Origin of the sequence: Pseudomonas viridiflava, from assembly GCF_003702045.1 — a bacterium.
Taxonomy (GTDB): Bacteria; Pseudomonadota; Gammaproteobacteria; order Pseudomonadales; family Pseudomonadaceae; genus Aquipseudomonas; species Aquipseudomonas viridiflava_C.
Genome location: NZ_RBTP01000038.1, coordinates 1 through 284, shown reverse-complemented (window position 1 = coordinate 284; position 284 = coordinate 1). Strand labels below are relative to the sequence as shown.

1 protein-coding gene is annotated in these 284 nt (G+C 41.9%); it reads right to left on the bottom strand.

Going from position 1 to position 284, the window contains the following annotated elements:
- Positions 1 to 11 precede the first annotated feature (11 nt).
- Positions 12 to 284 (bottom strand): type VI secretion system tube protein Hcp (locus ALP40_RS12855; protein ID WP_147478316.1); only part of this gene is annotated, 273 nt, incomplete at its 5' end.

The following is a 284-nucleotide window of genomic DNA, read 5'->3' as shown; positions in this document are numbered from 1 at the left end:
CTTAAATATCCTTATGCATAAGTGGTGTTTCGTTCCTGGTCCCATCCGGCAACGACTTGTTCTATCATTTGCCCATTGGCTCTACTCTGCTGTGAATATATCATCTTGATTTTTGAGTAACTAAACCAAACAACGTCTTCTGGAAAAGCGCTGGGCAATGCGTCAAATATATTCCCGCTATAAAACCCGCTTACAATAAAGTTCTCAAACGTTACTTCCATGTACTTTTGCTTGTCGCCTCCTGCACGATAAACACTCAACGTTGCTTTCTTGAAGTGTTGCCC